This is a genomic window from Caecibacteroides pullorum (assembly GCF_019239235.1).
Classification (GTDB): Bacteria; Bacteroidota; Bacteroidia; order Bacteroidales; family Bacteroidaceae; genus Bacteroides; species Bacteroides pullorum.
On sequence record NZ_JAAZTS010000004.1, the window covers coordinates 111,852 to 137,034 of the forward strand.

Annotated in this window: 22 protein-coding genes; 1 reads left to right on the forward strand and 21 read right to left on the reverse strand. The window is 52.8% G+C overall.

The features are described 5' to 3' along the window. Positions 1-80: 80 nt before the first annotated feature. The 7 genes from HF894_RS04995 to HF894_RS05025 form a co-directional block, all read right to left on the reverse strand. Entirely contained in the window at positions 81-767 is a 687-nt protein-coding gene (locus tag HF894_RS04995) for a zinc metallopeptidase (RefSeq protein WP_204968800.1), read from the reverse strand. A 142-nt stretch (positions 768-909) separates the two neighbouring features. Next, a complete protein-coding gene (locus HF894_RS05000) occupies positions 910-2,217 on the reverse strand; it encodes an alpha-L-fucosidase (protein ID WP_204971320.1) in 1,308 nt (435 codons plus the stop codon). 106 nt (positions 2,218-2,323) lie between these two features. Beyond that, complete coding sequence (locus tag HF894_RS05005) at positions 2,324-3,595, reverse strand: adenylosuccinate synthase (protein WP_075318698.1); 1,272 nt, start codon at positions 3,593-3,595, stop codon at positions 2,324-2,326. Then, entirely contained in the window at positions 3,592-4,080 is a 489-nt protein-coding gene (locus HF894_RS05010) for a Fur family transcriptional regulator (RefSeq protein ID WP_021847110.1), read from the reverse strand. Before HF894_RS05010 ends, HF894_RS05005 begins: the two co-directional genes overlap by 4 nt. 95 nt (positions 4,081-4,175) lie before the next feature. Next, positions 4,176-4,835 (reverse strand): DNA alkylation repair protein, encoded by a 660-nt coding sequence (locus HF894_RS05015; protein ID WP_204971366.1) that lies wholly within the window; start codon positions 4,833-4,835, stop codon positions 4,176-4,178. Between the two features lie 140 nt (positions 4,836-4,975). Beyond that, the gene (locus tag HF894_RS05020) at positions 4,976-7,027 is read right to left on the reverse strand and encodes a dipeptidyl-peptidase 3 family protein (protein ID WP_204971321.1); all 2,052 of its coding nucleotides are present in this window, start codon (positions 7,025-7,027) and stop codon (positions 4,976-4,978) included. A 99-nt stretch (positions 7,028-7,126) separates the two neighbouring features. After that, on the reverse strand, positions 7,127-7,591 hold the full coding sequence (locus HF894_RS05025) for a helix-turn-helix domain-containing protein (RefSeq protein WP_021847113.1): 465 nt from the start codon (positions 7,589-7,591) through the stop codon (positions 7,127-7,129). Positions 7,592-7,860: 269 nt separating this feature from the next. Between HF894_RS05025 and recQ the strand changes: the two genes are divergently transcribed. Then, positions 7,861-9,672 carry a DNA helicase RecQ gene (gene recQ / locus HF894_RS05030; protein WP_204971367.1) on the forward strand — a complete coding sequence of 604 codons (1,812 nt, stop codon included), beginning with the start codon at positions 7,861-7,863 and terminating at the stop codon, positions 9,670-9,672. Between the two features lie 12 nt (positions 9,673-9,684). Here recQ and HF894_RS05035 read toward each other — a convergent pair whose 3' ends face one another. The 14 genes from HF894_RS05035 to HF894_RS05100 form a co-directional block, all read right to left on the reverse strand. After that, positions 9,685-10,533 (reverse strand): tetratricopeptide repeat protein, encoded by an 849-nt coding sequence (locus tag HF894_RS05035; RefSeq protein ID WP_204971322.1) that lies wholly within the window; start codon positions 10,531-10,533, stop codon positions 9,685-9,687. 36 nt (positions 10,534-10,569) lie between these two features. After that, positions 10,570-11,490, reverse strand: coding sequence for a cysteine synthase A (gene cysK, locus HF894_RS05040; protein WP_204971323.1), 921 nt, complete (start codon positions 11,488-11,490; stop codon positions 10,570-10,572). Between the two features lie 6 nt (positions 11,491-11,496). Continuing rightward, positions 11,497-12,558, reverse strand: a complete 1,062-nt coding sequence (gene leuB, locus HF894_RS05045; protein ID WP_204971324.1) for a 3-isopropylmalate dehydrogenase — start codon at positions 12,556-12,558, stop codon at positions 11,497-11,499. 5 nt (positions 12,559-12,563) lie between these two features. Next, positions 12,564-12,803: a hypothetical protein gene (locus tag HF894_RS05050; RefSeq protein WP_204968807.1), complete on the reverse strand. Its 240-nt coding sequence runs from the start codon at positions 12,801-12,803 to the stop codon at positions 12,564-12,566. A 197-nt stretch (positions 12,804-13,000) separates the two neighbouring features. Further along, positions 13,001-14,572: an alpha-isopropylmalate synthase regulatory domain-containing protein gene (locus tag HF894_RS05055; protein WP_021847119.1), complete on the reverse strand. Its 1,572-nt coding sequence runs from the start codon at positions 14,570-14,572 to the stop codon at positions 13,001-13,003. Further along, entirely contained in the window at positions 14,551-15,147 is a 597-nt protein-coding gene (leuD, locus tag HF894_RS05060) for a 3-isopropylmalate dehydratase small subunit (RefSeq protein WP_204971325.1), read from the reverse strand. The genes HF894_RS05055 and leuD overlap by 22 nt, the downstream gene beginning before the upstream one ends. Positions 15,148-15,248: 101 nt before the next feature. Then, on the reverse strand, positions 15,249-16,646 hold the full coding sequence (leuC, locus tag HF894_RS05065) for a 3-isopropylmalate dehydratase large subunit (protein WP_204971326.1): 1,398 nt from the start codon (positions 16,644-16,646) through the stop codon (positions 15,249-15,251). A 24-nt stretch (positions 16,647-16,670) separates the two neighbouring features. Continuing rightward, entirely contained in the window at positions 16,671-18,167 is a 1,497-nt protein-coding gene (locus tag HF894_RS05070) for a 2-isopropylmalate synthase (protein WP_021847122.1), read from the reverse strand. A gap of 370 nt (positions 18,168-18,537) precedes the next feature. Further along, positions 18,538-18,789 (reverse strand): hypothetical protein, encoded by a 252-nt coding sequence (locus tag HF894_RS05075; RefSeq protein ID WP_021847123.1) that lies wholly within the window; start codon positions 18,787-18,789, stop codon positions 18,538-18,540. A 90-nt stretch (positions 18,790-18,879) separates the two neighbouring features. Beyond that, positions 18,880-20,142 carry a mechanosensitive ion channel family protein gene (locus tag HF894_RS05080; RefSeq protein WP_204971327.1) on the reverse strand — a complete coding sequence of 421 codons (1,263 nt, stop codon included), beginning with the start codon at positions 20,140-20,142 and terminating at the stop codon, positions 18,880-18,882. Positions 20,143-20,154: 12 nt separating this feature from the next. Continuing rightward, entirely contained in the window at positions 20,155-21,153 is a 999-nt protein-coding gene (locus HF894_RS05085) for a DUF4435 domain-containing protein (RefSeq protein WP_204971328.1), read from the reverse strand. A 69-nt stretch (positions 21,154-21,222) separates the two neighbouring features. Then, positions 21,223-22,077, reverse strand: coding sequence for an AAA family ATPase (locus tag HF894_RS05090; protein ID WP_204971329.1), 855 nt, complete (start codon positions 22,075-22,077; stop codon positions 21,223-21,225). A gap of 313 nt (positions 22,078-22,390) precedes the next feature. Further along, positions 22,391-23,695: a DUF3472 domain-containing protein gene (locus HF894_RS05095; protein WP_246593133.1), complete on the reverse strand. Its 1,305-nt coding sequence runs from the start codon at positions 23,693-23,695 to the stop codon at positions 22,391-22,393. 507 nt (positions 23,696-24,202) lie between these two features. Continuing rightward, complete coding sequence (locus HF894_RS05100) at positions 24,203-25,033, reverse strand: DUF6261 family protein (protein WP_204971330.1); 831 nt, start codon at positions 25,031-25,033, stop codon at positions 24,203-24,205. Positions 25,034-25,183: the final 150 nt, after the last annotated feature.

A 25,183-nucleotide genomic window follows, 5' to 3' on the forward strand; every position in this document is an offset into this window, starting at 1 on the left:
GCCGACATCTATTCTCCTCGAAAAAGGAAGAAAGATATCGGCCGTAACCATTCTTTACAAAGGCTATCGACAAAGCGACATTACTCGCGACGGCCCATAAAAATCATAATGTAGTAAATAAGCGTAGCCAACGAACCCAAGGCGGCCACTACATAGGTGTAGGCGGCAGAGCGGAGGGCGTCTTCGGCCTTAGCGTGATTGTAGGAGTTGGTGATGCCGCTCGCACTGAGCCATACCAACGCCCTGCGGCTGGCATTGATTTCCACCGGCAGAGTGATGAAGCTGAACAGCGTGGTCACCGCAAAGAGGATGATACCTGCCAGCAGGAAGTTCGAATTGACGTCCAGCAACAAGATACCGGCCAACAGTACCCACGTCATGATGTTTGAAGCAAACGAAACGACCGGCACCAGCTTGCTGCGCAGGGTGAGCGGCGCATAGGCACGGGCATGTTGCAAGGCGTGTCCGCACTCATGGGCAGCTACGGCGGCGGCCATGATACTGTTGCTGGAGTAAACGCTCTCGCTCAGGTTGACGGTCTTGTTGGCAGGGTTGTAGTGGTCGGTCAGATGACCGGGCGTACAAGTAACCTGCACATCATAGATGCCGTTGTCGTTAAGCATCTTACGAGCCACGTCGGCACCTGTCATACCGTTACCTGTAGGTATTTGCGAGTATTTCTTGAACTTGTTTTGCAGGTTCATCTGCACCAACCAGCTCACAACGGCTACGCCGATAAATATAATCCATTGCATTCCTATTACCATAATCTATTCTCTATTATTTTAATCATTTGACAATATGCGTTTTTCTACCAAGTGCAAATAGTTTGCCAAAGATAAGCGATGACAGGCAAGTAGCCTCAGGAATTAACACAGATTATAAATTTTCCATTGTTTTACGTCCCAATCAATCAAGTTGCAATTCTACAACCTTATCCACTTCTGTAGGGATTTCGTCAAGCTGAAGAACGATGCCACCATCCACCCGCTTGAATTTCAAGGCCTGACGGCTTGCAAAATCCATCGCACGTTTCACCTTCTGGCCTTCCAAAGGCAAGAAGAGTGCCTTGTCCTGCAAATCAAGGATGTGGACAAACAAACGATCACCCTTCTGCGTAGTCACACCCCAAGGATGAGGAGCCACGCAACCGCCACGTGTACCATAGATGGTTTCGCCATAGGTCTTTATCCATTCGCCCATCTCCTTCAGACGCTCTACAGCTACCTGAGGCAAACATCCGTCGGGCTGGGGGCCGATGTTCATCAGCAGGTTGGCATCCTTGCCGGCGGCTTTTACCAGATAATGAATCAAGGTTTTAGTCGACTTATAATTCTGGTCGGTAATCTTATAGCCCCACATGCCGTTCATTGTCTCGCACGTTTCCAGCGGCAGGCTGCTGATGTCCTGACCCGAAAGACCGGCCTTGTTTTCACCCGGCAGGTCGCGTTCGAAAATCTGGATATCCTCGCCCTCGAAAGGCACCTGATGATGATTGTTGCCCACGAGGCAGGCGGGTTGCAACTTGTGTATCAGCTCATACTGACCAGGCAATTGCCAGTCGAAATCGGAATTTTGATCCTGATCCCACCAGCCGTCGAACCAGATGGCACCTATCGGGCCATAGTTGGTGAGCAGCTCCGTCAGCTGGTTGTTCATGAATTGATAATAGCTCGGCCAGTTGCCTTTGGCGTCAGGACGGCCTGTTCCCCTACCCGTACGTCCCCAAGGATAGTCTTCACGATACCAGTCGAGGTGTGAATAATAGAGATGCAGACGGATGCCCTGCTTGTGACACTCGTCGGCCAGCTCCTTCAAAATGTCGCGTTTGAAAGGCGTAGCGTCTACCACATTGTAATCGGAGTATTTCGTATCGAACATGGAGAAACCTTCGTGATGGCGACTGGTGAAACAGATATACTTGGCACCCGAAGCCTTAATGGCGGCCACCCACTCGGCGGCATTGAATTTCGAAGGATAGAATCCGCCTGCCAATTTGGCATACTCTTTATAATTCAAGTTATTGTTGGTCATTGTCCATTCGCCTGTAGCCAGCATGGCATACAAGCCCCAATGGAGGAAAATGCCGAAACGGGCATCACGAAACTCTTGGCGAGATTTCAGATTTTCTTCCGTAGGCGTATAACTTTGAGCACGTACGGGAAGTGACAAACAAGCCCCTACTAAAAGGGCTAAAGCTAAAAGATGTGTCTTCATGAAGAAAAGGGTGTTTTAAGTGAATGAAAACTATGTTTTAAGGAACAAAAAACGTAGACTTCCTGAAACGGACAGGAAAGCCTACGTTTTGTCTATCGCATCCGAATTATTCTTCGGTATATCGTTCGATGGTCTGTTCGCGGTCGGGACCTACGGACACAATCTTGATGGGCACACCCAGCTGCTCTTCGAGGAAGGACAGGTAGGCATTGAATTCTTCGGGGAACTCGTCCTCGCTCTGCATCTTGGTCATGTCGGTCTGCCAACCGGGCAGCTCTACGTAGACAGGCTCCACGCCCTCGGCAATGTCGAAGGGGAAGTAGTCGATTTCCTCGCCGTTCATCTTGTAGGCCACACAAGCCTTGATGGTTTCGAACGTGTCGAGCACGTCGCTCTTCATCATGATGAGCTTCGTCACGCCGTCTACCATGATGGCATATTTCAATGCTACGAGGTCGATCCATCCACAACGACGACGACGGCCGGTAACGGAACCGAATTCGTGTCCGAGGGTACAGATCTTGTCGCCCGTCTCGTCGAAGAGCTCGGTGGGGAAAGGACCGGCACCTACGCGCGTACAATAGGCCTTGAAGATGCCATAGACATCTCCAATCTTACAAGGAGCCACGCCCAAACCCGTGCAGGCACCCGCACAGATGGTGTTGGACGAAGTAACGAAAGGATAGGAACCGAAATCGATGTCGAGCATCGTGCCCTGTGCACCCTCGCAGAGGACGGACTTGCCTTCGTTCAGAAGACCGTTGATTTCGTGTTCGCTGTCCACCAGCTGGAATTGCTTCAGGTATTCGATACCTTCGAACCAGGCCTTTTCGGCCTCAGCCAAGTCGTATTCGAAGTTCAGGCTCTTGAGTATCTGCTCATGGCGGGCTTTGGCGGCGGCATACTTCTGGTCGAAGTTGTGCAGCAGGTCGCCCACGCGCAAACCGTTGCGACTCACCTTGTCGGTATAGGTAGGACCGATGCCCTTGCCTGTCGTACCCACTTTGGCATCGCCCTTGGCAGCCTCATAGGCGGCGTCGAGCAGACGGTGGGTAGGCATGATGAGATGAGCCTTCTTCGAAATGTGAAGGCGTTGCTTCAGGTCGTGACCCGAGGCTTCGAGCGCTTCGGCCTCAGCCTTGAAGAGGGCCGGGTCGAGCACCACGCCGTTACCGATGATATTCACCTTGTCGCCCTGAAAAATTCCCGAAGGAATCGAGCGGAGTACATACTTCTGGCCTTCGAACTCCAGCGTATGGCCGGCATTCGGGCCACCCTGAAAACGGGCCACCACGTCATAGCGCGGCGTCAGTACGTCGACGACTTTGCCTTTGCCTTCGTCGCCCCATTGTAATCCTAACAGTACATCTACTTTCATTTTTCTTTCTTATGAATGTTGTTTTTCAATTTTTTCTTGTTGGCCCGCTCGCACTTGCTGCACAACCCATAGATATAGAGAGAATAGTGTGTCAGGTTGAAGCGGCTGAGCTTGGTGTGCTCGATGGCGTGCTGGAGGTCTTCGTTCTGAAACTCCGTCACCTTGCCACACTGGGTACAAATCTGATGATGGTGCGTATCGCGGTTGTAGCTCTTCTCGTATTGCGACGAATTGCCGAACTGGTGCTTGATGACCAGCCGCGCGTTGATGAGCAGGATAATGGTGTTGTAGAGGGTAGCCCTGCTGACGCGGAACTTTTCCTGGTCGGCCATGAGCGAGTAGAGCGTGTCGATGTCGAAATGGCCGTCGATGGAGTAGATGGTATCAAGTATGGCATAGCGTTCGGGAGTCTTCCGATGCCCGTTCGCATTGAGATATTCGGTGAATATCTGCTTGACCGTATCTTTCACATTTTGAACCTCCATCCTTCAGTCCATTTTCTTTTTTATCAGCCAACAAAGTTAAGCCTTTTTTGTGGAAAGCAAAAGGAAAAGCGGGAAAAGTTACAACCACCACCAAGTCATTCGACCACCGCACTTACCACCTCGTAGAGCAAGCGTTCACTCTCGGATGAAGAATCTTTCATACCGTCCACACATCGGCAAGCCCTGAACGCATGTTCCTCGCTATGCTCCATGAAGCGGCGGAGGGCGGCGGAAACGGCATTGCGTACTGCATAAGAACCGGCGAGGAAACACGACACGGCCTGGTCGAGAAACTCATTGGCCACACGATCTTCCATATCGCCCTTCTTCTGAAGCAGACGGGCGATGGTGAGAAAGCCGCACACCTGCGCCAACTCGCGTTCGTCCGCTATCCAACGGAAAGCCTTGGCGGGTGCATAGGGCAGATGCTGGAAAAGGTTCATCGACGTAAGTTCGGCAATCTCGACCGTGGGCATGGTGTCTATCCATATGTCGGCAATCTCGGGCAGGAAGGTTTCGACAGGCTGGAGCAAACCGGCCAGTATCTTGCACTCGCGGATATCTTCCTTCCATAAAGCCTGAGCCAAAGTGTGATCCTTTTCATAGGCGGCAGCAATCCCCTTGATGCGGGGCAGCTCGACTCCAAAGTTCAGTTTATAGACAAGCCCCTTCTCGCGCATACTTTGCGACACAGCTCCGTTCATCGAAAGGCGGAGCTGGGTCTTGATATCTTTCAGTTGTTCGTGTAAATCCATCATTCAAATATATAGAAAATAACAATATAAGACTGTTTCTTTGGACACTTTAGGCACGAACGACACGAATTGTCACATCGGTTTGTCCGTGAAAATCCGTGGCATCCGTGCCTAAAGACAGGTATAGCGTACGTCAGACCTTATTCGTTGACGTAAGGCAGGGTTGCATAGTCCTTGCTATAACGAAGCATCTGCTCGGCATAGCCTTCGTCGTAGGTCACCTTCACGTCGGTGATGTTGCCTTCGGCATCGGTCACAGGCTCATACTTCGGATTGACAAAACCCTTGTAGGGAGCCAGGTTCAGTTTCTTGTAACGTTCGAGTACCTCGGCATGCAGTTCGGGATCGACCTTCACGGCATAGTTTTCGACCAGCTGGCGGGCACCTTCGAAGTCGCCTGTCGACTTGATGCGCTGGATTTCGGCCAGCAATTCGCCGAAGAGGGTGCGCACCTTGGCGTAGTCGTTCACTACCACGTAGGTCTTGCCGTCCTTCTTCTTCAATTCAACCACCTTGTCGGCCGCTCCCTTCTCGTACACCCAACGAGCGATGAGGGCACGGTTGCGCATGTGGGCTTCCTCAATCTGATTACCCGGCTCGATACGTACCAGCTGAGTCATCAGGCCGTTCATCAGGTAGGTATAGAACTGGGCCTTGTAGGCATCGGCATCAGGCAGAAGTCCCAACTCAACCAGCTTGGGATCGGCCACATAGTAGAGGCCGAACAAGTCAGCACGGGCTTCTTCGATAGTAGAGCCGTAAGCCTTCAGGGCATCGGGATCGACACCAGGAAGCAACTTGCCCGAACCATGACCGAGGCATTCGTGCAGGTCGGTATGAAGTTCATCGGTCAGGTCGGCATACTTGTTGATATTATCCAGTTCGGCTTGGCTATAAACAAACTCTTCGTTGAAGCCATTGCCATGGGCGGCCTTGTTGTAGGCATCGGTGATGTTGCCGATGGTCACCGACTTGGAGCCATGCTGGCTACGTATCCAGTTGGCATTAGGCAGGTTGATGCCGATGGCCGTGGCAGGATAGAGGTCGCCAGCCAAGATGGCGGCGGTGATAACCTTGGCCGAAACGCCTTTCACTTCTTCTTTCTTGAATTGCTTGTCCACGGGCGAATGGTCTTCGAACCACTGAGCATTGGCACTGATAGTTTCCGTACGACGAGTAGCCTCGAGGTCCTTGAAGTTGACAAGCGACTCCCAGCTGGCCTTCATACCCAGCGGATCGCCATAGCTTTCGGTAAAGCCGTTCACGAAATCCACGCGCGAATTCAGATCCTTCACCCACAGGATGGCATAATCGTCGAAGGTCTTCAGGTCGCCAGTTTCGTAATACTCCACCAATTTGGCGATGACGGCTTTCTGTTCGGGTGTCTCGGCTACGCCTTCGGCTTTCTTCAGCCAGTAGACAATCTTCTCGAGTGCCTGACCGTAAAGTCCACCCACCTTCCATACCTTTTCCTGAACACGGCCGTTTTCCTTCACCAAACGGCTGTTTAGTCCATAGGAAACGGGCGTTTCGTCCTTGGGATCTTTCAGAGCGTTGTAGAAGTCTTCGGCTTCCTTCTGCGTTACACCCTCATAGTAGTTGCAAGCGGAGGTGAGCACCAGGTCTTCGCCATCGGCCTGATTGACGCGCTTGGGCATCACGGCCGGATCGAAAATGACGGGGAAAATCTCGTCACAGAATTGCTCCAGCGTCTGCCCTTCGGCCATAGGAAGCTCAGAAGCATCGACACTGGCCAAAGCCTGCTTGAAGAATTCGGGTGTGAAGCCCGGTACGAACTTCTCGCATCCGTAGTGATGATGAATGCCGTTGGAGAACCATACGCGCTTGAGGTAAACCTCCATTGCCTTGAAGTCGGCCGACTGTTTGTCGCCCTTATAACCTGTATAAACGGCCTCCAATGCCTTACGAATGCGAAGATTGTACTTACCATTCTGGTCAAAGAGAATATCCCGACCTTGCAAAGCGGCTTCTGTCAGATAATAAACCAGTTGTTTTTGCTGGAGTGAGAGTTCCTCAAATCCAGGTACGCGATAGCGTAAAATCTGTAAATCAGCAAATTGTTCCACGTTATAATCAAATTTTTCTGCCTCAGCAGTCGTTTGTTGAGAAGCGCCTCCACATGCCGTCAGCATAGACAAGGCAGCTACCATTGAAAAGAAATGCTTTTTCATATTATCAGCTTATTGGGATTACAAATAAAAAAGGAAGTATCCGGGGAGGGAAAATCCCCAGATATTTCCTTTCAATCTATCTCCTCTTCAGGAGTCGGATTATTTTTTCTTTTCCGCATGCTTCTTGCGGTAGCTGTTAGGAGTTTCGCCTACATTCTTATAGAAAGCGGCATAGAAAGACTGACGATTGGCAAAACCTACCATCGTACTGATTTCCTCCACATTCTTGTCGGCATACCGCTTGTCCTTCAGCAAATGCATAGCTTCTTTCACACGATATTCGTTCAAAAGACAGGAATAATTCATTCCGAAACGAGAATTGACTACAGCAGACAAGTAACGGGTATTGGTTTCCAACTCTTTGGCCAAATCTTTGGCAGAATAGTCACGATCTCTGTACTTTTTCTGCACAACAATGATATTAAGGATCTTGTCATACAGTTCGTCAGCCAACTCTGGACGGATCAATGCGCGATAAGCCGCATCTTTTTCTTTTTTCTCACGCAAATTATAGGGGCGTTTTTTCGGAGCCTCTTCTTGCGTTTTGTTTTCTAAATCACTCATCAAATAAACTGGTTAGGGGTTGTACATTAATTGCCTATTTTATAAGGCTTGACAAAAGTCTGTTTTTTTTTTGAAATATGCAAGAATTATGGTACTTTTTTTCAACGTCGAAAGGATAAAAAAAGTTGAATAAAGGAATAATTATTTAACACTTCCCTCCAAAATTGAAGAAAGCTTTTCCGAACATTCATGAGAAGAGAGAAACGGATATTCAAATAATTGCTGTATTTTTGCCCAAGAAAAAAAGCAGACAGCAACTGATGAACCCAATACAACAAGTACTTAAAACCTATTTTGGATATACCGATTTCCGTCCATTACAAGAGGAAATTATCAGCCACCTGCTACTGAATAAAGATGCACTGGTGCTGATGCCGACAGGTGGCGGGAAGTCTGTCTGCTACCAAGTGCCAGCCATCATTTGCAAAGGGACTGCCATTGTGGTATCACCACTCATCTCACTCATGAAAGACCAGGTAGAGAGTCTCCGAAACAATGGTATTGCCGCAGCAGCTCTGAACAGCAACAACGACGAAACGGAAAACCTACGCATTCGACGTGCCTGCATGGAAGGGAAATTAAAGTTACTCTACATCTCTCCCGAAAAGCTGGTGGCAGAAGCCAATTATTTCCTGCGCGACATACACGTTTCCTTCTTCGCCATCGACGAAGCACACTGCATCTCGCAATGGGGACACGACTTCCGCCCCGAATACACCCAACTTGGCATTTTACGTAGCCTCTTCCCACAAACACCCATTATCGCCCTTACCGCTACGGCAGACAAGTTGACACGCGAAGACATTGTCAAGCAACTTCACCTGCGAGAGCCTCGTATCTTCCTTTCTTCATTTGACCGTCCTAACCTGAGCCTCACCGTCAAACGGGGATACCAATCGAAGGAAAAGAATAAAGCCATCCTTGAATTCATTGCCCAACATCGGGGAGAAAGTGGCATCATCTATTGCATGAGCCGAAAAAATACGGAAAACGTGGCACAAATGCTACAAAAAAACGGTATCCGAACCGCCATCTACCATGCAGGACTAGAAACCGAAAAGCGTAACCGTGCGCAAGACGACTTCATCAACGACCGCGTACAAGTGGTATGTGCCACCGTCGCCTTCGGCATGGGCATCGACAAGAGCAACGTGCGGTGGGTCATCCACTACAACCTGCCCAAGAGCATCGAGAGTTTCTATCAGGAAATAGGACGTGCAGGACGCGACGGCCTGCCAAGCGACACGCTGCTGTTCTACTCGATGGCCGACCTCATCATGCTAACCAAATTTGCAACCGAAAGTGGACAAAGTGAAATCAATCTAGAAAAACTCCAGCGCATGCAACAATATGCCGAGGCCGACATTTGCCGCCGACGCATCCTGCTGAACTACTTCGGCGAGCAACGAATGCACGATTGCGGCAATTGCGACGTATGCAAAAATCCTCCTGAACGATTCGATGGTACCATCATCGTGCAAAAAGCATTGAGTGCTATCGCCCGTACCAACCAGCAGGTAGGCACCCCGATGCTGGTAGACATCCTGCGCGGCAATCTGAATGCAGAACTGAAAGAAAAAGGTTATCACCAACTGAAAACCTATGGTGCCGGACGCGATATACCGGCCCGCGACTGGCAGGACTACCTGCTACAGATGTTGCAAATGGGATATTTCGAGGTGGCCTACAACGAAAGCAACCATCTGAAGATTACTCCAGCCGGAAGTGATGTGCTATTTGGCAGGGAAAAGGCACACCTGGTAGTGATACGTAGAGAAGAGATATCGGCCACACGAGGAAGGAGAAAAAGGACATCTGCTCCCGTCATGCGCGAACTGTCTCTGGGCATGGAAAGCGGAGAAAGCACCGACCTTTTCGAAGCTCTTAGAAGCCTACGCAAACGACTGGCTGACGAAGAGGTACTGCCTGCTTACCTCGTCCTGTCCGACAAAGTTTTGCATCTGCTGGCCGTTCAACGACCAACCACGCTCGACGCTTTCGGCAACGTAAGCGGCATCAGCGACTATAAGAAAAAGAAATATGGGAAAGAGTTTGTAAAGCTCATCCGAAATTTTGTCTGATACTCTACTTTCCTATTTGCATTGATTCATCAACTCTCGTACCTCACTTTGAGGCACGCCCAACGATACTGCTTTTTCCAGATCGCGTTTGGCCAGTGTTTTCTTCTTTAACATCAGATGTACACGACCACGCATCAGATAAGCTTCCGATTGACGAGGATCAAGGCGAATGGCCTCATCCAAATCCAGCAAGGCTTGGTCGGGCTTCAACATGTCAAGCTCCACACCGGCACGAGCCACACAAACAGTGGCCAATTCACCAGTAGTATAAGGTTTCGTCCCGCCTTTATCGGCCAGCATACCATCCAACACGACCAACGCTTCGTCATAACGTACTTCCCTTTGACACAAAGTTGCCAGTCCCAAACGAGCGCTATAATTCTGTGGATCCACTTTCAGAAGCGTATCGTAATCAAGGCGAGCAAACTTGTAGTCACGTTGCTGCATATAAATATAAGCTCGCATCAATAATGCTTCAACATTGTAAGGCTCTAATTCAATAACCTGTGAATAATCAGCACGCGCCTTATCATTATGCCCCAGCTCAAGCGAAAGAGTAGCATGATTCATCAAAATAGGTACAGACATGGGAGCCATGTTCAAAGCCAATCGATAAGACTCCAAAGCCTGCTCATAGCGACGCTGGCTACGTTGAATGGTACCCAAATTGGAAAAGAGAAGGGCATTGCGCGGATTGGCTGGCTCCAGTTTCAAGGCCTGACGGATACACTTTTCTGCTAATTCAAGGCTATCTTGTTCCGTAGCGGCTACGGCACGTTCACACCATTCATCATAGGTTTGCGACAGAGCTGTAAGGCAAGAGACCAGAGTTAAAAGGATGGATAGGACGATTTTCCTCATATTTATTCTAATTAATATACTAATAACGATGCGCAATCAATACAATCCCGCCGACAAGTAGCGCTCGCCTGTATCGGGCAGGAGCACCACAATGCGTTTGCCTTGCAGATCGGAACGGGAAGCCAACGTGCACGCGGCATGGAGGGCAGCCCCCGAAGAAATGCCCGCCAACAGACCTTCGGTAGCAGCCAGTTCACGAGCGGCACGAAAGGCGTCGTCGTCGGCCACGGAAAGCACCTCGTCGATGACAGAAGCATCGTAATTGCCGGGCACGAAGTTGGCGCCGATGCCCTGCAGGCGATGCGGCCCCGCCTTACCGCCACTGAGTACGGGCGAGGAAGCGGGCTCAACAGCTACCACACGTACAGCAGCGTTATGCTTCTTCAACGCACGGGCCACGCCGCTGACGGTGCCGCCCGTACCGACGCCCGCCACAAAGACATCGACCTGCCCGTCCGTGTCGGCCCACACTTCCTCGCCGGTGGTGCGCTCGTGCACGGCGGCGTTTGCGGGATTATCGAACTGCTGGAGGATGACGGCGCCGGGCGTAGCGTCGCGCAGGGCTTCGGCCTTGGCAATGGAACCTGCCATACCTTCGACACCAGGTGTCAACACGATCTCCGCACCGAGCGCCTTCAGCAGGTTGCGGCGTTCGAGGCTCATCGTCTCGGGCATGGTGAGGACAAGGCGGTAGCCCTTGATAGTGGCTACCATAGCCAGTCCAATGCCCGTATTGCCGCTGGTGGGCTCGATGAGCGTAGCGCCCGGACGCAGCAAGCCGCGCGCCTCGGCATCCTCGATCATGGCTAGGGCGGTACGTGCCTTGACGCTGCCCGAGGGGTTGAACATCTCCAGCTTCGCCACCAGCGGGCACGTCAAGCCGTGCAAGCGGCTGTAGGCCTCAAGCTCCATAAGCGGCGTGCGGCCCACAAGGTCGATGAGATTCCTGGCTATCATGGTACGTCAGGCTTTTTTCAGATAATCTACCAACCAGGCGCCGACCTCCTTCGTACCGTACTTGGCACCGCCTTCCACCTGAATCTCAGGGGTGCGTACGTTGGCATCGAGCGAAGCATCGACGGCACGACGTATCAAGGCACCCTCTTCCTTGAGGTTGAAGTACTCGAAGAGCATGGCCACGGACAGCACCTGTGCCAGCGGATTGGCGATGTTCAGCCCCTTGGCCTGCGGCCACGAACCGTGGATGGGCTCGAAGACCGGCGTGCTCTCGCCCGTAGAGGCTGAGGGAAGCAGCCCCATCGAACCGCTGATAACGGAACCCTCGTCGGTGAGGATGTCGCCAAAGGTATTCTCGGTCACCATGACGTCGAAGAAATGCGGCTCCTGAATCATCTTCATAGCAGCGTTGTCCACAAACATGTAGTCGGTGGTCACCTCGGGATATTGCGGAGCCATCTCCTGGGCAATCTGACGCCAAAGGCGGGAAGAGGCCAACACATTGGCCTTGTCGACTACGGTGAGATGCTTGCAGCGCTTCATGGCGTACTCGAAACCCACACGCAGGATGCGCTCCACCTCGGGACGGGTGTAGTAGTTCGTATCCCAGGCCTTGTCGTTGTCCTGGTACTTCTCACCGAAATACATGCCACCCGTCAGCTCGCGGATGCAGAGGAAGTCGGCGCCTTCGACCAGTTCGGCACGCAGGGGCGACTTGTGCAGGAGGCACTTGAAGGTCTGCACCGGGCGGATGTTGGCAAAGAGCCCCAGCTTCTTACGCATGGCCAGCAGTCCCTGTTCGGGACGCACCTTGGCCGTAGGGTCGTTGTCGAACTTGGGGTCGCCCACGGCGGAGAAGAGCACGGCATCCGCGTTCTTGCATACCTGATAGGTCTCTTCGGGGAAAGGGTCGCCCACCTCGTCGATGGCGTGCGCGCCGCAGAGGGCATATTCGTACGACACCTTGTGTCCAAACTTCTCGCATACGGCGGTCATTACATCCACGCCTACGGCGGATATTTCGGGGCCGATACCGTCACCGGCCAACACTGCTACTTTCAGTTCCATGTTGTTTATTCGTTGTTTTTTAGTAATTCTTCCACTTTATCTTTGTATTTCTTGTTCTTGAGGCGCACGCGGTCGCCGGCGATGAAACCTGCGGTAAGCACGGCCGTCGCCACGAGGTTCACCAGCAGGTTGCCATCCTTCCACTCCTCGCCGGGGCTTATCCAGCGTAGAAAACCATTAATGGCCAGCAGCAAGAGGAACACCAGCACGTAGCGCTGCCAAGGTTTCAGGCTTATCTTTTTCATATTCTTCCTTTATTTCGACGCTCAAAATAAACATTTTATTCCGTATCTCCGGCTCTAATTTTTCTTAAAACTACACTGCTTCCCAACCTTCTTCCGAGAGACGGACCGGAAACACGCCACTCCGCTCCGAACTACACGCCGGTGCGGTCACAACTACACGCTGCTCCGCTCCGAACTACACGCTGCTCCGGTCTCGGCTACACGCCGGTGTTTTGCAAAGGGGGGTCCGAAGGCTCTCCAAAGCCGTCCTCGATGAGGTTCAGCATCTTCATCGTAGCCTTGATGGCCGCCTCCGTCTGGTCGGCGTCCAGTCCGCGGGTGCGGAACACCTTGTCGTCGAAGCTCCACGTGATGACCGTCTGTACGAAAGCGTCCGTGCGCCCGCCGGGGGGGATGCTGACGGCGTAGTTGGTCAGCATGGGGAAGCGCCGGCCCAGCGTGCCCTTATACACCTTGCGCAGGGCGCGGACGAAGGCATCGTACTGACCGTCGCCACTGCTGTTCTCCTCGTACTCCTTGCCGTTGATTTCCACCTTGATGGTGGCCATCGGCTTCAGCCCGTAGGCCAGGTTGACGATGTAGCTCTTCAGCTTGACGCGTTCGGTGCGGACGTCGTGCTTCAGCACGTCGGAAACGATGTAGGGCAGGTCTTCCTGCGTGACGAGCTCCTTCTTGTCGCCCAGCTCGATGATGCGCTCGGTGACCTTGCGCATCGACTCATCGTCGAGCTGCAGTCCCAGATCTTCCAGGTTCTTGCGGATGTTGGCCTTGCCAGAGTTCTTGCCCAGGGCATACTCGCGGCGGCGACCGAAGCGTTCGGGCAGCAGATCGTTGTAATAGAGGTTGCGCTTGTTGTCGCCGTCGGCATGTACGCCCGCCACCTGCGTGAAGACGTTTTCGCCCACAATGGGCTTGTTGGCAGGGATGGCGATGCCAGAGTACGACTCCACCACACGGCTCACCTCGTTCAGGCGGCTCTCGTCGATACCCGTCACGGCGTTGAAGTGGTCTTTCAGGATGGCTTGCACGCTGGCCAGCGGGGCGTTGCCGGCACGTTCGCCCAGGCCGTTGATGGTGGTGTGCAGGCCGCGGCAACCGCTCAAAACGGCCGCCAATACGTTGGATACGGCCAGGTCGTAGTCGTTGTGGGCATGGAAGTCAAAATGAGTATCAGGATAGCGCTTCTTCATCTTGCGCATAAACTCAATGACTTGCAGGGGGTTGAGTATGCCCAACGTGTCGGGCAGCATGAAGCGGCGGATACCCGTATCGGCAAGGGCGTCCATCAGCTGAAAGACGTATTCGGGCGAGTCTTTCATTCCGTTGCTCCAGTCTTCGAGGTAAACATTGACCTCCATGTCGAGCCCCTCGGCGTAGTCCACCACCGCACGGATGTCGGCGATGTGTTCCTCAGGCGTCTTCTTCAGCTGGTAGGTGCAGTGTTTAAGCGAGCCCTTGCACAGCAGGTTGATGACACGGCACCCTGCGGCGTGTATCCAGTCGACAGACGCATGCCCATCCACGAAGCCGAGCACCTCGACACGTTGCAACAGGCCACGTCGAGCAGCCCAGTCGCAAATCATGCGTACGGCATCGGCCTCGCCGTCGGACACGCGGGCGGAGGCAACCTCGACGCGATCCACCTTCAGCTCCTCGAGCAGCAGACGAGCTATCATCAGCTTCTCATGGGGCACGAAGGACACGCCGCTGGTCTGCTCCCCGTCGCGCAGGGTGGTGTCCATGATTTCTATTTTGACTTGCTTTCCCATGCTTCTATCTTATCTTTATTTTCCACGAGGAAATCAATGTCGTCCAGTCCGTTCATCAGGCAATGCTTCTTGTAGGCATTGATTTCGAAGGTCTCGCTACGGCCCGTTGCCTTGTTGGTCACGGTCTGGGCGGGCAGGTTCACTTCCACCTCAGTCTTGGGGTCGGTAGCGATGCTTTCGAACAGTTCCTTCAGGAAACCTTCGCTCACCACGACGGGAAGCACGAAGTTGTTCAGTTCGTTGTTCTTGTGAATATCGGCAAAGAAACTGGAGATAACCACGCGAAAGCCATATCCGGCGATGGCCCAGGCAGCATGTTCGCGGCTGGAGCCCGAACCGAAGTTCTTACCGGCCACGAGGATACAACCGCTATAGGCAGGGTTGTTCAGTACGAAGTCCTTGTTCAGTGTGCCGTCGGCGTTGTAGCGCCAGTCGCGGAAGAGGTTGTCACCAAAGAACTTCTCCTCGCGGGTTGTCGCCTTAAGGAAACGGGCGGGGATAATCTGGTCAGTATCCACGTTCTCCAGCGGAAGGGGAACGCAGGTGGAGGTTATGATGTTGAATTTCTGTTTCATTATTCGTCTATTGAATGTTACGATACATCTTTTCTTTGTTCTCAATAAAGCAATGCTTTGCAGTCCCTAAAGCAATGCTTTACGGACTACAAAACACTGTTTTAATCCAGCAATGTCCGCGGGTCGGTAATCACGCCCGTCACGGCGGCCGCGGCAGCAGTCAGCGGGCTGGCCAGCAGTGTGCGCGAACCGGGGCCTTGACGTCCTTCGAAGTTGCGGTTCGACGTGGACACGGCATACTTGCCTGCAGGCACCTTGTCGTCGTTCATCGCCAGACAGGCCGAACAGCCCGGCTGACGGATTTCGAAACCAGCTTCGGCCAATATCTTGTCGAGTCCTTCCTCGCGTATCTGCGCATCGACCATCCACGAGCCGGGCACCAGCCAAGCCACCACGTGCGGAGCCTTCTTGCGTCCCTTGGCGATGGAGGCAAAAGCACGGAAGTCCTCGATGCGGCCGTTGGTGCAGGCACCAAGGAAAACGTAGTCGATCTTCTTGCCCAACAGAGACTCGCCCGGCTCGAAGCCCATGTAACCCAGTGATTTCTTGAACGAAGTCTGTGCCGCCTCGCCCATGCCTTCGGTCGTAGGGATGTGAGCGGTGATACCCATGCCCATGCCGGGGTTGGTACCGTAAGTAATCATCGGCTCGATGTCGGCGGCGTCGAAACGCACTTCCTTGTCGAAAACGGCATCGTCATCGCTCTTCAGCGTCTTCCAATAAGCCACAGCCTTGTCCCACGCTTCGCCCTTCGGAGCATATTCACGACCTTTGATGTAGGCGAAGGTCACCTCGTCGGGTGCCACCATGCCGCCGCGTGCCCCCATCTCGATGGAGAGGTTACACAAAGTCAGACGGCCCTCCATCGTCAGGCTGCGTACGGCCTCGCCCGCATATTCCACGAAATAGCCCGTGGCACCGCTGGTTGTCATCTTCGACATCATGTAGAGAGCCAGGTCCTTGGCCGTTACACCCTTGCCCAGCTGACCATCGACGGTAATCCGCATCGTCTTGGGACGCGTCTGAAGGATGCATTGCGAAGCCATCACCATCTCCACCTCGCTGGTACCGATACCGAAAGCTACGGCTCCCATTGCTCCGTGGGTCGAAGTGTGCGAGTCGCCGCAGACGATGGTCATACCTGGCAACGTCAGTCCCCGTTCAGGACCTACGACGTGAATGATACCGTTCTTTGGATTCATCATGCCGAAGTGTGTCAAGCCAAATTCCTCGGCATTTTTAGCCAACGTATCTACTTGTGTACGAGAAACCGGGTCTTCAATCGGCTTGTCCTGATCATGCGTCGGCGTGTTGTGGTCGGGCATGCAGAATATCTTCTCAGGACGGAAACAACGAAGGCCGCGGGCACGCAAACCCTCAAAAGCCTGCGGACTGGTTACCTCGTGGCAATAGAGACGGTCGATGTAAAGTTGTGTAGGGCCGTCCTCTACCTTCTGTACCACGTGGGCGTCCCATATTTTATCAAAGAGTGTATTCATATCTATCAATGGTTACTATTAAAATCATGACTTAAACTTATTGATACAGTCGATATACGCCTCGACAGAAGCGGCGATGATATCGGTATTGGCACCAAAACCGTAATAGATGCGGTTGTCGTACTCCACCTGCATGTGTACCTTACCCATATCGTCGCTACCCTTGCTGATAGCCTGAATGGTGAATTCCTTCAGCGTCATCTGACGGTCGATAATCTTCTTCAAAGCCTTGATGGCAGCATCTACCGGACCGTTTCCGCTGGCGGCCGCCTCGAACTTTTCGCCCGAGATATTCAAACCAAGGCTGGCTACAGAGCGAACGCCCACACCACTGGTCACTTGCAAATACTCCAACTTAATGCGATGATTTTGGGTACGGTCAGCACCGGCCAAGACGAGGATGTCGTCGTCGTTGATGTCTTTCTTCTTGTCGGCCAGCTTGAGGAATTCTTCGTATATTTTATCCAGCTTTTCTTGTGTCAGTTCTACGCCCAACACATGCAGACGGTTCTTCAAAGCAGCACGTCCGCTACGGGCGGTCAGTACGATGGAGTTGTCGTCGATACCCACGTCGTGCGGGTCGATGATTTCATACGTCTGTACGTTCTTCAACACGCCGTCCTGGTGGATACCCGAAGAGTGGGCAAAAGCATTACGTCCCACGATGGCTTTGTTGGGCTGGACAGGCATATTCATCAGGCTGGACACCATGCGGCTTGTTGGATAGATTTTCTGCGTATTGATGTTCGTCTCGATGTCGATGTCCTTGTGACACTTGATGATCATCGCGATTTCTTCCAGCGACGTGTTGCCCGCACGCTCGCCGATACCGTTAATGGTCACTTCCACCTGACGGGCGCCGTTCAATACACCTGCCATCGTATTGGCCGTTGCCATACCCAGGTCGTTATGGCAATGAGTGGAAATAACGGCGTTGTGAATACCGTCCACATGCTCCATCAGGTATTTGATCTTGGCACCATACTCCGAAGGCAGGCAGTAACCTGTCGTGTCAGGGATGTTCACCACCGTCGCTCCCGCCTTGATGACGGCCTCGATGACACGGGCCAGGTATTCATTCTCCGTACGTCCGGCGTCTTCGGCATAGAACTCCACATCGTCCACAAAGCGGCGGGCATACTTCACGGCAGCCACGGCGCGCTCGATGATTTCCTCACGATTGGAGTTGAATTTATAGCGGATGTGCGAATCCGAAGTACCGATACCCGTGTGGATACGTTTGTGTTTGGCATATTTCAGGGCTTCAGCCGCTACGTCGATATCTTTCTGTACGGCACGTGTCAAGGCACAGATGGTAGGCCATGTCACTGCTTTGGATATTTCAATCACCGAATTGAAGTCGCCCGGACTTGAAATGGGGAAGCCCGCTTCAATAACGTCCACGCCCAACAGTTCCAGTTGCTTGGCCACTTGGATTTTCTCTACCGTGTTCAACTGACATCCCGGAACCTGCTCACCATCGCGGAGCGTTGTGTCGAAAATAAATAATCTGTCACTCATCTTGTATATCGTATTTATAGTTATGTCCAACAAAAAAGCCTTTCGCACTACGGAAGTGAGAAAGGCTTCATATATCATTCAACATACATATAATCACGCACGACACTCACTTCCGCTACATCTTCCTAGCAGAATAATAATGCCGCACAGCAGAATATATGTAAAGTTCTGAATCATCTTATCTTCTTTTTGACTTTAAAACGCTGCAAAGGTAGAGATTATTTCATAGCATGCAAACAAATCCGTTACTTTTTTCAATCAAAATGCGACATTCTATAACAATACGCATATTATTGCAGTTAATATGAAACGAATCGAGGCGTATCCTCTGTGGACACGCCCCGATCTTTTTTATTTCTTTATCGAAAGGTTATTTCTCGCAAGCATTGTCGCACGCCTTTTTCGGGCAGGATGCGTTCTCGCAATCGCCGGCACAAGTTCCGTTACAGGTTCCCTTGCAAACGCTATCGTTGGCACAACATTCTCCTGCGCCTTTTGTGCATGCAGAATCACAAACTTGCGTGGCCGTTTCCGAATTTGCCTCTGCCGCCTTCTTGTTGCCACAGGACATCATAGCCAACGAAAACACCAACGCTACAGCTAAAAATACTCTCGTCTTCATAAATCAATTCTTCTTTTTTAATGTATTAATATAAATTTCAGCGCAAATATACGCAAAGGTAAGAGCAGCGACAAACGAAACCACAGTTTTCTAATGCTGTTTCTCCGCCAACCGCTGAAAGTCCGCTCCCGAAGGCGATTGGAAAACGCGAAGGTCGAACTCGGGAATAATGGCCAGCACATGGTCGAAAACATCGGCCTGCACACCCTCGTAGGGAATCCAATCCTTGATCGTAGAAAAGAAATAAAGCTCAATGGGCAAGCCGTGGTCGGTGGGTTGCAGATGGCGCACCATGCAGTTCAGTTCCTTATTCACGACGGGCAGGCTCTTGAGGTAAGCGGTGAGGTAGGCGCGGAATACGCCAAGATTTGTCTGCCGGCGGCCGTTCACCAGCACCTCGTTGTCGATGCCGTTCTCTTCGTTGTAGGCGTGAACCACGGCTTCGGTCTGGTCGATGTAGTCTTTCAGCAGCTGGATTTTGCGGTACTTCGCGAGCATCTCGGGCGTGCAGAAACGTACGCTGGTCATGTCGATGTTGATGCTGCGCTTCACGCGACGGCCACCGCTCTCGCGCATGCCGCGCCAGTTCTGGAAGGAGTCGCTTACCAGCAGGTAAGGCGGAATGGTGGTGATGGTGTTGTCGAAGTTGCGCACCTTCACCGTGTTCAGCGTCACCTCGATGACCGTTCCGTCGGCTCCGTACTTGGGCATCGTGATCCAGTCGCCCACCTTCAGCATGTCATTGGCCGAGAGCTGCACGCCGCTGACGAAGCCCATGATGCTGTCCTTGAACACCAGCATCAGGATGGCGGCCGATGCTCCCAGTCCGGCCAGCAGCGACAGAGGCGACTTGCCCAGCAGTTCGGCTACGACCACAATGATTCCGATGGTCCACAGCGATACCTGCAACGTCTGGAGCAGGCCCTTCAGCGGACGGTCGCGCATGGATTCCTTCTCGCTGTAGACCGTATAGGCGGCCTTGAGGAAGGCATTGATGAAGAAGAGAAAGGAAAGAATGATGACGATGTAGCACAGGCGGCGGATAAAGTTCAGCGTCACCGAGTCGGTATCGGCAAAGACGACCGGAATGAACAGGTAAATGATGACGGGCGCCACCATGTGGCTGAGATAGCCCATCACGCGGCGGTCGAACAGGATGTCGTCCCACGTAGCCTTGGTCTTCTGCACCAGACGGGCGATGGCCCTGAGCAACACCTTGCGGCAAATAAAATCGGCGACAAAGGCTAGGAGCAGTACCAGCATGAAAGCGATGAACTGGTCGAGCCAGTCGGCTGTGGCTGGGTTCATTCCCCAGCCTATCAAGAGTTCGTCAATACGTTTCAATAGTTCCATAAGCTAAATTCTTTATTTCATTTCCAGTATCCGCTGCACGTCCTCGCGCATCCACTGGTAGAGGTAGAGGCCCTTGTAGCCGTCGTTCTTCTTCAGCATCAGCTGGACGGCGGCCAGGCTGTTCTCGTAGGCGGTCAGTTCGTTGTGGAACTGCTCGTCGTGAACGGCCAGGCGGCGAATCTCCTTCTCGCGTTCGCGGCGCAGCTGCGTGCAGACGGGGTTGAGCAGCTTCATCACCACGCCGTCCATCAGGTGATGGCCCTGAATGTAGAGGTAGGTCGTGTCCGGCGTCAGGCCGAGCTGCGTCAGTTCCTCGCCCAAGGCGTCGATGTGCTCGATGTCCTGCGGAAAGCGGGTGCGCAGTTCGGAAAGCTTGGCGTCGACGCGGCGGCGCACGTCGTCCAGGCAGCGGTAGGGATGGGCCAGGCTGACGTCCTGCAGGCGGACGCACTGGTTGAACTCGTACATGGGGAAGGTCGTGTTGTCGTGGCGGCGGTAGAACCAGATGTTCCACAGGAAGAGCGGATAGGCCAGGCGTGAATAGCGGCGCATGAACTCGGGGAAGTCGAGCAGCTGACGGTCGTTCAGCGTGGCCTGCACGCAGACGTCGTGCAGGGTTTCGGCGTAGCACAGGTAGTTCTCGATGGCGTAGGCGTAGGTCTGCAGCACGTAGGGGTTCTGGTTGATGCGGCGCGACAGGGCGGTAGCTCCCTGCATCAGAAAGTCGTAGTCGCTGTCCACGCAGGCAATGAGGCTGCCGCCCAGTTTGTCAGCATTGAGCGTGTTGAGCAGCACGGTTTTCTTTCCCTTCGACAGCGAAGTCTGCGAGGGAAGCATCACCTGGAAGTAGCGTTCGTCGGTCTCGAACTCGGAGAGCAGCGTGCGCCAGAAGGCCACGTCGTCGTAACTTTCGACATAGGCCACAATGCGGCGGCGCTTCTTCGGCGGCGACAGGCGGCGGGCGGCGTCCAAGTAGTCGGAGGTGAGGTTATGGCGGAGGGTGAGAGACATAAAAATGAAGAATGAAGAATGAAGAATGAAGAATAATTGATGAATGGCGAAAGAAGAGACTGTACATTGTTAATTCTTCATTCTTAATTCTTCATTCTTCATTTCCGTTGTTATCTCGCTCACTTCCGTCACCGCGTCGAGCCAGCCTTCCATGATGACGGCGGGCGAGTGGGTGGAAAGAATGAGCTGCATCTGCGGGTTCAGGCGGCGGATCATGCCGATGAGCTTCTGCTGCCACTCGATGTGGAGCGAGGCTTCGGGCTCGTCCATGAAGAGGACGCTGTGGGTGCCTTCGCGCACGAGCACGGTGAGCAGGATGACGAGCATCTGCTTCTCGCCCGAAGAGAGCTTGTAGGGCAGCAGGCGTTCGCCGTCCTGATAGAAGGCGATTTCGTTGCTGCGGCGGTCGATGGTCTTGCGTGTATAGCCGAAGAGCTCGTCGATCATGTCCTGGAAGCGGCGCTTGGGCAAGGAGAGCTGCGGGGCAAGGGCGCGCTGCGCATCGTCGTCGCTGCCCAGAAGCTCGATCATGCGGTTGCCCACGTTCACCTGATAGTCCAGGTAGCGGCGCTGCAGCAGGTAGAGTTGCCAGTCGAGCTCGGAGCGCACGTTGGGATCGGCCATGCGGGCGGTGAAGTCGCCCATGACGAGCGGACGGTCGTAGGAGCGGATGACGTCGTAGGGGATGGAGGTGGCGTCGGGGCGGTCGAAGTAGACGCGCACGCCCTCCAGTTCGCCGTTCTTCACCTCGCCCGAGGTGCGGTGCTCCAGGTAGCCCACGGAGCGGTTCAGGATGGTGGTCTTGCCCACGCCGTTGATGCCGGCCAGGATGTTGACGTCGGGGCGCAGGTCCCAGGCCACGTTGTAGCGGTGCCACAGGCCGTCGATCTCAATGCGGCGGATATAGTTGGCTTGTATTTCCATATCTTGTTTCAGCTTGGTTCTACTGACGGCAAAGTTAGCACAAAGCGGGAGAAAAGCAAGGGCGTTGCGGGGAGAAATGAAAAATGAAAAAATAAAAATAAGAATATCTCGAAATAGAAAAGTGTCAGTATTTTGTCATTAGCTTCGCTTAAAACAACTCTTATTTTTATATTTAGGTATAGTCTGAACACAGTGAAGAATCTCGCAAGCAGCTGTCTGTGCATTGAAATCCTTCACTGCGTTCAGGATGACATTGTATTTTGATTATGCCGTCTGTATCATTCTCCCCGAATTCGCAGTAATCGCGATGTATTTACTTTGTTTTTCCAAGTTCTTCCAGGGCCTGCCAATCGATCTGTGGGGGTTGTGTGGTATCATAAGCAGGCAGAGGGAAGCGTGTACCAGCTTGGACATTCTCGTCGAAAAAACCGCCCATTTTCAGGAACAGAGCCTTTCCGTCGGCAGTTTGTCCACCCGCATAGTCCAGACGCACACCAGCTTGTGCTGTGCCGTCGTTGGTAAAGGTTGCATTCAAAGGACGCACCCAACGGCCGTCTGTAGTACGTGCCCATTGGTTTTTAAATTGCACCTTACGTGTCAGATAGCCTTGTTCCGGATTGAAGTTTTCCAGGAAAGAATGGGGATGGGTGTACCATGTGTTGGTTTGTGGACGCAGGAACTCAGCAACCAGGCGCCACTCTCCTTCCTCCGTGGCATAGAAGTAGGCCGTGTATATCGTGTTGCCCTTTCCGTCGGGGCGTACATGCATCAGGAATGAGTATGTCGTACCTGCTTTCCACGGGTAAATCATAAAACTCTGGCCACCCGAACCCTCGTTGCCAAACTCTCCGATTTTCACTCCATCGCCCTGGCGCAGCATGCGTATACGCTGGTCTTCGGGAATATTACGCGGGTCTTGTGTGTCAAACGGACTCCATACGGAAAAGAGGATGCGCCGTTCTGTCTTTGAGTTATATTGCATACCAAAGTATCCTTCGCCAAAGCCTGCCGCCATATAGTAGCTATGCATCACTTCGCCCTCGTGTGGAACAGTCACCTCGTTATAGAACCATTCATAATCATTCCCCTCTGGTAGAGTATAACCCAAGTGCACAGACGGACCTCGTCGTCCCCAGTAGTTGGAGAAATCGTGTACACACGTTATGTTGCCATCTGTATATGCAACCATCAGGTTGGTAATGTTGGCAAAGTTCCCGCCATCACGCTTCATGCCTTTGAGGTCCACACGGACATAACCGGGCTTACTGATCTTGATTTTCAGATTCCCGGCAACGGTCGGTTCGTCGCTGTCGAACTTGATGTCCTGTTCTTTGCCGTTGCATGTCATACGCATAGTGGCGTGACCTGTGCCTTGGAGCGATAGTGTGATGGTCTGCGGCTTGTCGACATGAAAGTATGCACTGACAGTGGTCTGGGGACTGTTCCAGTTTTCCACACCGTTATCCGAAATATGGACCTTATCAGCACGTTGGGTAACATAAGCATTGCCTGCCAAGGATACGGATTGCACCCGTGATTGTGCAAAAGTTGTAATACTTGCCAATGAAAAAAACAATATGGCCATGATGTGACCTAAAGTTAATCTATACATTTTCATGGTACGATTGAATTAATTATATGGATGATATTTGAATTAATCTCTCAAAAACATCTGCACATGAACAAGTGCACAGATGATAGACTTTTCAGTAAATCAGTGTGTAGTCTGGTTATTGACTGCCATCTGTCTGTTTATACATAATTTCATAGCAAAAATCGTAATAATCCTTGGAATCCGCAAGGATTTCTCCGGGAATCGTGTCAATACACTATCTATCTCGTAAAGGCGTTGTTTCCAAATTTTCAGCATCAACTCCAAACCTGTAAAAGTCGGTCAGAATACAAGGACAAAACGATGTTCTATGGCTAATGACAATCCTCAGGCAGCTCTGGCATGGGCCATTGTACTAAAACTTGTACCAACGTGAATTCCATATCTTGGTTTTACTGACGGCAAAGTTAGCACAAAGCGGGAGAAAAGCAAGGGCGTTGCGGGGAGAAATAAAAATGGAGAACAGAAAGTTTGCCATTTTCCATTCTCCATTATCCATTATCAATTCTCCATTTACAACGGACTTCCGCCTTCGTCGCCGCCGGGTTCGGGTTCTTCAGGCTCCGGCGTAGGCGTGGTGTCGCCCGGCTCGTCTTCACTGGGATCTACGCCAGCCGCGCCCTGGTTCATCGTCTTCTTCAGGCGGACGATGACAGCATTCACGTCGTCGATGACCTTGCCCAGCTCCGTGCGGATGGCCTCATCGCCAGCGACCAGTTCGTTGGAAATGTAGAGGGCGTTGATGGCCTTGGCCAAGTCGTCGAAGGCTGCGTCGGAAAGGGGACGAAGCGTCTTCATGTTCCACGACTGGGCGCGGTCGCGCTCCTCGGCCGTGCGCTTCACGAAGAGGGCGTCGAAGGCCTGGTTCACCGCCTCCAGCTCGTCGGGCGCTTCGTCCAGTCCGAGGACGGCGAGAGCGGCCACATAGGGTTCGCTGCGCAATGTCCCGACAAGGTCGGTCAGCGAAGCCGTTTCCGAGGCATAGTCGGCCTTGGCCACGTTTCCCGCCTCGCGGAAGGCGAAGGCCAGCGTCGCGCCTGCCTTGCGGCGTTCGGCGTCGGGATGGTAGGAGGCATAAGCCTGGATCACCTGATTGTAGAAGTAGAACAGCTCGTCGCGGGCGCGGTCGGCGGCCACGATGTCGGCCGTATCCAGAAACGCTCTGCCGGGACGGAAGCATTCCTGCTCGTTGGCGGCTGCCGTGGCAAAGGCTGTGAGACGGGCGGCAAAGCCGCGGGCCTCGGCCACTTCCTGCGGAATGGCCGCGAGGGCATGGGTGAGGAACAATACGTGCTGCGCATTCTTGGCACGGACGCGCGAGAAGTTGTACAAAATTTCCTTCATAGGCTCTTCTGTTTTAAAGATTCAATCGTTGCAATTACGTCCTGCCGACGGCAGGAACATTTCACGGAGCGAGAAAACGTCCTGCCGACGGCGGGAGCATTTCACGATGCGGGAAAACGTCCTGCCGACGGCGGGAGCATTTCACGATGC

Excerpts from the sequence above, each read along its gene's own strand:
- HF894_RS04995 (WP_204968800.1), bottom strand. The coding sequence starts at position 767 with ATGGTAATAGGAATGCAATGGATTATATTTATCGGCGTAGCCGTTGTG.
- HF894_RS05000 (WP_204971320.1), bottom strand. The coding sequence starts at position 2,217 with ATGAAGACACATCTTTTAGCTTTAGCCCTTTTAGTAGGGGCTTGTTTG.
- HF894_RS05005 (WP_075318698.1), bottom strand. The coding sequence starts at position 3,595 with ATGAAAGTAGATGTACTGTTAGGATTACAATGGGGCGACGAAGGCAAA.
- HF894_RS05010 (WP_021847110.1), bottom strand. The coding sequence starts at position 4,080 with ATGGAGGTTCAAAATGTGAAAGATACGGTCAAGCAGATATTCACCGAA.
- HF894_RS05015 (WP_204971366.1), bottom strand. The coding sequence starts at position 4,835 with ATGGATTTACACGAACAACTGAAAGATATCAAGACCCAGCTCCGCCTT.
- HF894_RS05020 (WP_204971321.1), bottom strand. The coding sequence starts at position 7,027 with ATGAAAAAGCATTTCTTTTCAATGGTAGCTGCCTTGTCTATGCTGACG.
- HF894_RS05025 (WP_021847113.1), bottom strand. The coding sequence starts at position 7,591 with ATGAGTGATTTAGAAAACAAAACGCAAGAAGAGGCTCCGAAAAAACGC.
- HF894_RS05035 (WP_204971322.1), bottom strand. The coding sequence starts at position 10,533 with ATGAGGAAAATCGTCCTATCCATCCTTTTAACTCTGGTCTCTTGCCTT.
- cysK (WP_204971323.1), bottom strand. The coding sequence starts at position 11,490 with ATGATAGCCAGGAATCTCATCGACCTTGTGGGCCGCACGCCGCTTATG.
- leuB (WP_204971324.1), bottom strand. The coding sequence starts at position 12,558 with ATGGAACTGAAAGTAGCAGTGTTGGCCGGTGACGGTATCGGCCCCGAA.
- HF894_RS05050 (WP_204968807.1), bottom strand. The coding sequence starts at position 12,803 with ATGAAAAAGATAAGCCTGAAACCTTGGCAGCGCTACGTGCTGGTGTTC.
- HF894_RS05055 (WP_021847119.1), bottom strand. The coding sequence starts at position 14,572 with ATGGGAAAGCAAGTCAAAATAGAAATCATGGACACCACCCTGCGCGAC.
- leuD (WP_204971325.1), bottom strand. The coding sequence starts at position 15,147 with ATGAAACAGAAATTCAACATCATAACCTCCACCTGCGTTCCCCTTCCG.
- leuC (WP_204971326.1), bottom strand. The coding sequence starts at position 16,646 with ATGAATACACTCTTTGATAAAATATGGGACGCCCACGTGGTACAGAAG.
- HF894_RS05070 (WP_021847122.1), bottom strand. The coding sequence starts at position 18,167 with ATGAGTGACAGATTATTTATTTTCGACACAACGCTCCGCGATGGTGAG.
- HF894_RS05075 (WP_021847123.1), bottom strand. The coding sequence starts at position 18,789 with ATGAAGACGAGAGTATTTTTAGCTGTAGCGTTGGTGTTTTCGTTGGCT.
- HF894_RS05080 (WP_204971327.1), bottom strand. The coding sequence starts at position 20,142 with ATGGAACTATTGAAACGTATTGACGAACTCTTGATAGGCTGGGGAATG.
- HF894_RS05085 (WP_204971328.1), bottom strand. The coding sequence starts at position 21,153 with ATGTCTCTCACCCTCCGCCATAACCTCACCTCCGACTACTTGGACGCC.
- HF894_RS05090 (WP_204971329.1), bottom strand. The coding sequence starts at position 22,077 with ATGGAAATACAAGCCAACTATATCCGCCGCATTGAGATCGACGGCCTG.
- HF894_RS05095 (WP_246593133.1), bottom strand. The coding sequence starts at position 23,695 with ATGAAAATGTATAGATTAACTTTAGGTCACATCATGGCCATATTGTTT.
- HF894_RS05100 (WP_204971330.1), bottom strand. The coding sequence starts at position 25,033 with ATGAAGGAAATTTTGTACAACTTCTCGCGCGTCCGTGCCAAGAATGCG.